The 3,204-nt window shown below is 63.5% G+C and carries 4 protein-coding genes; 2 read left to right on the forward strand and 2 right to left on the reverse strand.

Features of this window, described 5'->3' with window-relative positions; genetic code table 11:
* Together ppa and AC1VAN_RS16415 are read left to right on the forward strand one after the other, a co-directional pair.
* The coding region (gene ppa, locus AC1VAN_RS16410) for an inorganic diphosphatase (RefSeq protein WP_480986210.1) at positions 1-439 on the forward strand (439 nt) is incomplete at its 5' end.
* Between the two features lie 151 nt (positions 440-590).
* A complete protein-coding gene (locus AC1VAN_RS16415) occupies positions 591-1,712 on the forward strand; it encodes an HDOD domain-containing protein (protein ID WP_032976758.1) in 1,122 nt (373 codons plus the stop codon).
* 52 nt (positions 1,713-1,764) lie between these two features.
* On the opposite strand, the gene AC1VAN_RS16420 is transcribed toward AC1VAN_RS16415, so the two are convergent.
* Both AC1VAN_RS16420 and AC1VAN_RS16425 read right to left on the reverse strand, forming a co-directional pair.
* Positions 1,765-2,256: a Rid family hydrolase gene (locus tag AC1VAN_RS16420; RefSeq protein WP_051585056.1), complete on the reverse strand. Its 492-nt coding sequence runs from the start codon at positions 2,254-2,256 to the stop codon at positions 1,765-1,767.
* A 225-nt stretch (positions 2,257-2,481) separates the two neighbouring features.
* The coding region (locus tag AC1VAN_RS16425; protein ID WP_480986211.1) for a TonB-dependent receptor domain-containing protein at positions 2,482-3,204 on the reverse strand (723 nt) is incomplete at its 5' end.

Genomic DNA, 3,204 nt, shown 5'->3' on the forward strand with positions numbered 1-3,204 from the left:
GGACAAGGAAACCGGCGCGATCTTCGTCGACCGCATCCTCTCCACCCCGATGCGCTACCCCTGCAACTACGGCTACGTGCCGAGCACCCTGTGCGGCGACGGCGATCCGGCCGACGTACTGGTGGTGCTGCCGCTGCCGCTGGTCCCGGGTTCGGTGGTGCGCTGCCGTCCGGTCGGCGTGCTGAAGATGAGCGATGAGGCAGGCAGCGACGAGAAGATCCTGGCCGTGCCGGTTTCGAAGATCTTCAGCGGCTATGCCCACGTCGAGGACATCGCCCAGGTGTCCAGCCACTGGCTGGAGCGCATCGGCCACTTCTTCGAGCACTACAAGGACCTGGAGAAGGGCAAGTGGGTCAAGCTGGACGGTTGGGGCGGCGCGGCCGAGGCCAAGCAGATCCTGATCGAGGCGCACCAGCGCCACCTCGACAGCAAGGCCTGAGACTGAACAGCATTGCTCCGGCGCACGGCGTCGGAGCGATGCGGGTCACGTTTCATGACGGCGGCACATCACCTTTGCCGCCGTATTAGGTAAATTGCGTCACTTCACACGTCATCGACATCGACCGTCGAGACAGCCAGGGGAATGTGTCGTGCGTATTCTGCTTGTTGGGGATACAGCCAGCCTGCCGGCTGAGCTGACCGAATTCATTGCCGATCTTGGGGAAGACTGGCAGCCGTTGACCGCCACCGATGGCCATGCCGCGATGACCGCGGTCGCCACCCAGGGCGTGGACGCGGTGATCGTCTGCCCGCAGTTGCCCGATCTCAACGCGACCACGTTGCTGGGACAGATCCGCACCTTGCGCCCGGAGACCATCCGCATCGCACTGGTCGATGCACAGCATGGCAACCGGCCGCCGCCGGCACGCCTGATCGGGGTCGCCCATCGCTTCCTGCCATTGCCGCTGGCACCAGAAGTACTGCTGGAAGCATTGACCAGCCTGGAAGAGCTGCGCGAAGTGCTGGACAGCCCGCGCCTGCGCGATGCCATCGGCCGCATCGAGAAGCTGCCTTCGCCGCCGCACCTGTACCTGAGCCTGACCCAGGCACTGGAACATGACGACGACGCTGACAGCGCCGATGTCGCCAAGCTGGTCGCCGCCGACCCGGCGATCGCGGCCAAGGTGCTGCAGCTTTCCAATTCGGCGTTCTTCAGCCAGGGCCGCACCATCGCCGACCTGCGCACCGCCGTGACCCGGCTGGGCCTGGCCACGCTGCGTGACCTGGTGCTGGCCAGTGAGGTGTTCTCCGCGCCCACCTTGTCCGGGGCCGAACGCAATTCGCTGCAGCAGCGTGCCTTGATGGCCTCGCGATTGGCCGCACGCCTGCTGCCCGACTCCAGCGCCGAACTCGGTGCCACCGCCGCCCTGCTGGCCGACATCGGCCTGCTGCTGCCGGGTGTACGCAACGAGCGCAGCGAAACGGAGCCGGCCGATGATGATCGCCCCGGGCATGCCGAAGCCGGCGCCTATCTGCTGGGCCTGTGGGGCCTGCCGATGCCGATCATCGAGGCGGTGGCGTTCCATCTGCAGCCGCAGCGCGCCAATACACGCAGCTTCTGGGTGACCGGTGCGGTGCACGTGGCACTGGCGCTGGTCAACGGTGACCCGGTGGATGAAGAGTATCTGCAGCGCGCCGGTGTGCTGAACAAGCTGCCGCAATGGCGCGAGCACGCCAACAGCCTGATGGGGCTGGTGCCGAGCGAGGCCTGACGTTTACGTCACGGGAATGTTGAAGGCAGGTTGCAAAGAGTGCTGTCGTTGTTCAGGGACGGACCGCGATGGCCTCGATCTCCACCCGTTGGGCCGGATGGGCCAAGCCCGCCACCTGGAAGGTAGAACGGGCCGGCAGAGCTGTGCTCTTTGCGGGACTACCGAAGAACTGTGAGTAGCCCGCAGCGAACCCCGCCAGATCCATCCTGCCACCGGTTTCCTCACCGCCAACGAGATAAACTTGCAGTTTCACCAGGTCTTCCATTCGCAATCCAATGCTTGCCAGTTGCTCGTGGATCTGCCGCAACACGCTGATCGTTTGCGTTCTGGTATCGCCGTAGTCCAGAGGAGCGCCAACACCGGTCGGTTCCGGCAGTTTGCCGCTGAGGTAGACCGTCGTACGCCCTGGGGGCACCTCGACAGCGTAAGCAACAGGAATAGCCTCGGATGTATGACGCTTGATGTCTGTGGCCGATACGGGGAGCGCCGTGGCTGCGCACACGACCATCACAGCCATGGTTTTGACCTTGTTCACTGCCTTCATTGTGCTCGATCTCCGTTTTCTGGTGAACGACGTTACGCCCGTCAAGTGGCGGGTGATGCAATGAAGATAGCAGCACACTGAGCCCCTCTACAGAGTCAATCACGTCGGCGCAGGCTCATCCGCACACCCATGTTCCCATTCACGCGCGTGCGGTGCTGGTGGCACAAAGAAGAAGGGCGGACCTTGCGGCCCGCCCTCCTCTTTCTGCTGTCACGCTTCGATGGATCAGAAGCGCTGGGTGTACTTCATGTAGTAGTAGCGACCGATGTCGAAGCCACCGTAGTAGGAGAAGCTCGAGTTCGGCTGGCTGTACATGACCGGGCCTTCGTGGTTGAACACGTTGTTGGCACCGACCGAGACCGTAGCCTGCCACGGCAGGGTGTAACGCACCTGCACATCGTGGAAGGTGTTCGAACCAACCTTGCGGGTCGGCTGGCCCAGGGTGTAGGCCGAGGTGAAGTCAGGCAGGTTGCACTCGGTGTCGTAGGAGCACGGCTCCTTCATGCTCGAGTAGTAACGCACGGCCCAGTTCACGCCCAGGTTGCCCAGGCTCCAATCGACATTCAGGTTCGAGCGGACGCGGAAGTTCGCACCCCAGTCGCCGGTTGCCCAGCTGGTGTGCTGCTCGACCGGAGTCTCGGCTTCGTTGTCGCGCTTGTACTCGAGGTAATCGACGTAGGTGGTCTTCCAGTCAACCACGATCTTGCCGAAGGAGAACTCCGGCAGGCGGTACTTGATGCCCAGGTCGTAACCTGCGGTTTCCTGGTAGCCACCGTTGATCAGGGTACGGGTAACGTCGACCACCTGGTTGACGGTGCGGCCTTCGGTACCGCGGCTGAAGCGGTCACACGCCGACGCCACGCCCAGCACGTAGCACTGGTTGAGGATCGAGGTCACCGACTCGGCGGCGATCACGTTGTTGATGCGGATCTTCCACCAGTCCAGGCT

Source organism: Stenotrophomonas sp. 05L44_2 (genome assembly GCF_056665995.1).